Source organism: Roseivivax sp. (genome assembly GCF_054552075.1).
On sequence record NZ_JBTOLZ010000037.1, the window covers coordinates 1 to 3,190 of the forward strand.

Annotated in this window: 5 protein-coding genes and 1 tRNA gene; 4 read left to right on the forward strand and 2 right to left on the reverse strand. The window is 68.1% G+C overall.

Annotated elements, in window-relative coordinates; translation table 11 throughout:
• Positions 1-249 (forward strand): hypothetical protein (locus ACX938_RS17885; RefSeq protein WP_459432048.1); only part of this gene is annotated, 249 nt, incomplete at its 5' end.
• A 10-nt stretch (positions 250-259) separates the two neighbouring features.
• On the opposite strand, the gene ACX938_RS17890 is transcribed toward ACX938_RS17885, so the two are convergent.
• Positions 260-336 (reverse strand) — tRNA-Arg (locus tag ACX938_RS17890).
• Between the two features lie 56 nt (positions 337-392).
• Entirely contained in the window at positions 393-704 is a 312-nt protein-coding gene (locus ACX938_RS17895) for an ETC complex I subunit (protein ID WP_232753496.1), read from the reverse strand.
• 193 nt (positions 705-897) lie between these two features.
• Between ACX938_RS17895 and ACX938_RS17900 the strand changes: the two genes are divergently transcribed.
• The 3 genes from ACX938_RS17900 (at position 898) to ACX938_RS17910 (ending at position 2,762) form a co-directional block, all read left to right on the forward strand.
• Positions 898-1,407 (forward strand): hypothetical protein, encoded by a 510-nt coding sequence (locus tag ACX938_RS17900; RefSeq protein WP_459432049.1) that lies wholly within the window; start codon positions 898-900, stop codon positions 1,405-1,407.
• Between the two features lie 3 nt (positions 1,408-1,410).
• Positions 1,411-1,998, forward strand: coding sequence for a hypothetical protein (locus ACX938_RS17905; protein ID WP_459432050.1), 588 nt, complete (start codon positions 1,411-1,413; stop codon positions 1,996-1,998).
• 149 nt (positions 1,999-2,147) lie between these two features.
• Positions 2,148-2,762 (forward strand): SCO family protein, encoded by a 615-nt coding sequence (locus ACX938_RS17910; protein WP_459432051.1) that lies wholly within the window; start codon positions 2,148-2,150, stop codon positions 2,760-2,762.
• Positions 2,763-3,190: the final 428 nt, after the last annotated feature.

Sequence of the window (3,190 nt, forward strand, 5' to 3'; positions counted from 1 at the left end):
CTTGGCCCCTATGCCGGCCTGGTGCTCCTTCAGGATGCCAATGATCTGCTCTTCGCTGAAACGGCTTTTCCGCATCGTCTGTCTCCTCGTTTGGAGAACAGGCTAACTTCAAACCGCGGATTTTTCAGGGGAGCAGGTCAAAAAACAAGAGAACTTCAGGAATTTTCGCGAAATATCGAGAATTTCCTTGACAGGGGTGTGCACGAAAAACCGCGACTTTGCGCACTCTTATGCCCCCTTGGCATATAATTATAAATTCTGGCGATCCCTCGAGGACTCGAACCCCGAACCTGCTGATTAGAAGTCAGCTGCTCTATCCAGTTGAGCTAAGGGACCGCTCGGCGCCCTCTATGCCGGGGCGCGCGGGCCGGGGCAAGCGGCGAGAGGTGCGCTCAGTGCGTCCAGGTCGAGCGGCGGTCGTGCGCGAAGTTCTCGGCGTAGCCACGCGGGCGGACGTTGTGCTTGCGGCGCTTGGGCTCGAAGACCTGGGCGTCGATGCCGTGGTCGCGGGCGTATTCGACCGCCGCCTCGCGGGTCTCGAAGCTGATGCGGACCTGCGCCTGGGTGTCGTCGGACGAGGTCCAGCCCATCAGCGGATCCACGGTCCGCGGGGTCTCGGGCACGAATTCCAGCACCCAGTGCTTTGTCATGGCCCAGCCCGAGGACATCGCGGTCTTGGCGGGCTGATAGATGCGTGCGCGCATGGGAACACCTCCGGTCTTGCCCTTGGGCTTATCGGGAAAAATGCCGTGGCTTGCAAGGCGGGAAGCGGGCGGGGGCGCCCTCATCGGAGCCGCGCGCCCGCCCCATCGCGGCGCAAGCACGGGAACGTCAACTCGGTGACGGACGATCTCGGCTAGTCTCGGGGGCGAAGGACACGTGCGACGGGAGGCGCCGATGCCGAGACCATCCATCACGAGCCCGATGAAAACCCCGCGCACGAGGAGGCTTGCCAGCGCGCTCGCCCCTCTCGGGCTGGCCGCCGGCCTCGCGCCGCCGCTGGCCGCCAGCGAAGGCCAGCGCATCACCGTCGAAGGCGAGATCATCGACACCTGGTGTTATTTCTCCGGCGTCATGGGAGGGCCCGAGGCGGTGGTCGGTTCGGCCCATCACACCTGCGCGCTCTGGTGTTCGGCGGGCGGCATCCCGGTGGGCCTGCTGACCCCCGAGGGCGAGGTCTACATGATCCTCAAACTGCCCGGCACCGACCAGCTCGCCGGGGGCGACACCGCGCTGCGGCTCGCCTCGCACAGCGTCAGCGCCGAGGGGCTGCACTACGCCCGCGACGGGCTGAACTACATCCTGGTCGAAGAGGTGCTCTCGGACGCCGACATCACCAACCTCAACCACGAGGATTACGGCGTGGTGCCCGGCTTCGCGATCCCCGACAACGCGCTGGAGGACTAGGCCATGCAAATCCCCCTGCCCTTTGCCATGCCGCTCGCGGCTCTTGCCGCCCTGCCCCTCGCCGCCGCGGCGCAGGACTTCTCGGAAGGCTCCGAGGCCACCAGCTGGAACCTCTACGGCGAGGAGAAGGCCCGCTTCGAGGCCGAGGTGGTCGACCCGATCTGCACCCTCTCGGGCGCCTGCGAGACGGCCTGCGCGCCGGGGCGGCAATACGCCCTTCTGCGCGAGGCCGACGGCGCGCTGATCCTGCCCCTGAAGAACGGCCAGCCGCTCTTTACCGGGGCGGCGCTGGAGCTTGCGCCCTTCTGCGGCACCCGGGTCGAGGTCGACGGGCTGATGATCGAGAACCCCGAGATTGGCGCCACGCATATCTACCAGCTGCAGCGGCTGCGCCCGCTGCCCGAGGGCGACTGGATGCCCGCCAACCGCTTCACCCGCGCCTGGGCGGAGGAGAACCCCGAGGCCGCGGGCGAAGGCCCCTGGTTCCGCCGCGACCCGCGCGTGACCGCCGAGATCGAGGCCGAGGGCTGGCTGGGCCTCGGCCCTGAGGCCGAGGAGGCCTTCGTCAAGGGCTGGCTGGGGGTGGAATGAGCCGCGCGGCTCCTCTGCGGGCGTTTGGCTGCGCGGCGCTCCTGGCGCTGCCCGCGCCGCTGCTGCCCGGCCCGTTGTGGGCGAATGCCTCTGCGCCCGCGTGGGCCGACGCGCCCAGGCTCATCCGGGGCGACAATACCGCCCAATTTGTGGCCCATACCCCCGCACTTCGGCAAGCCTCCGCACACGCACGCTTCTCCACCGACACGCCGGAACCCATCCCGGCCACTACCACCGCGCCTCCAGCCAGCGACACCACCCCGCCCGCGCCTTTCCCGCTGGCCCTCGGCGGGCCTTTCGCCCTGACCGACCAGACCGGCACCCGCCGGACCGAGCGCGCGCCGGGCGCCGACCTGCAGCTCCTCTTCTTCGGCTATGCCAATTGCGAGGCGATCTGCTCGGTCGCCCTGCCCCGCATGGGCGGCGCGGTGACGGCGCTCGCCGAAGACGGCCTCACCGCCCGCCCGGTGATGATCACCGTCGATCCCGCGCGCGACCGGGTCGAGACCATCGGCCCGCCGCTCACCCGGCACCACCCGGATTTCCTCGGCCTGACCGGCAGCCCCGAGGAACTCGCCGCCGTCTACAAGGCCTTCGGTGTCGAGGCCGAGGTGCTCTTCCACGACCCCGGCGGCCATCCGGTCTATGCCCATGGCAGCCATATCTTCCTGCTCGACAGCGCCGGAAAGGTGCTCACATTGGTTCCGCCGATCCTCTCCGCCGAGCGCCTCGCCGAGATCGCGCAAAGCTACCTGCCCCGCTGAGCCCACCGGCAAACCGCCCAGCGCACTCCACGCAAAACGCCCCCACCCGGAACGGCGCGCCACCCCAACACCCCAGAGCCCCCGCCCTCCAGGCCTGACCGGGCCCAAAATACTCCGAGAGCCCGAGAGCAGAGCTCTTGGAGGCGCCGGGCGGGCTCGATGCCCGCCCGGCGCCTTGCCCCCACAAAAGACACCCAGCCCCGGCACGGCGCGCCACCCAAACACCCCAGAGCCCCACCCCCCAGGCCTGACCGGGCCTCAAATACTCCGAGAGCCCGAGAGCAGCGCTCTCGGAGGCGGGGGGGGGGGGGGGGGGGGGAGAGGAGAAGTGGCCCAAAAAAAAAAAAAAAAAAAAGAAAGAAAAACAAAACCAAAAAAAAAAAACCACCCCAAACTCTTTCCCCCCCCCACAACCACAAAACCCAACC

Bases quoted from the DNA above. Each gene is read 5' to 3' on its own strand.
- ACX938_RS17900 (WP_459432049.1), top strand. From the start codon at position 898: ATGCCGAGACCATCCATCACGAGCCCGATGAAAACCCCGCGCACGAGG.
- ACX938_RS17895 (WP_232753496.1), bottom strand. From the start codon at position 704: ATGCGCGCACGCATCTATCAGCCCGCCAAGACCGCGATGTCCTCGGGC.
- ACX938_RS17905 (WP_459432050.1), top strand. From the start codon at position 1,411: ATGCAAATCCCCCTGCCCTTTGCCATGCCGCTCGCGGCTCTTGCCGCC.